Annotated in this window: 1 protein-coding gene; it reads right to left on the bottom strand. The window is 61.9% G+C overall.

Features of this window, described 5'->3' with window-relative positions; translation table 11 throughout:
- Window positions 1-273, bottom strand: a 273-nt coding sequence (locus FS787_RS17890) for a hypothetical protein (RefSeq protein ID WP_144674645.1), incomplete at both ends; no start/stop codon positions are given.

Genomic DNA, 273 nt, shown 5'->3' with positions numbered 1-273 from the left:
TTCTCCTCATCAAACCCATTCACCGTCGACGGCGACAACGCCCACACCGAACCCCGCGCCGCATCCGTCACCGCAATGACCTCCGACCCGAAACTCACCACCGCCGAACCCGGCAACTTCTTATCCCCGCCCAACCGCATCTGCGCCGCCGACACCTGATTCAACGTCGACCCCGCCGAATCATCCACAAACACATTCCCGGCATCCTGCAACACATCAAACGTCGTCGACGCCGGCGTCACCGCCCCATCCAACACCCGCGACGGATAATTC

It is taken from the genome of Arthrobacter sp. U41, from assembly GCF_007679325.1.
Lineage (GTDB): Bacteria > Actinomycetota > Actinomycetes > Actinomycetales > Micrococcaceae > Arthrobacter.
Note: the sequence above shows the minus strand (reverse complement) of the source record. Positions and strands in the feature narration are given on the sequence as shown.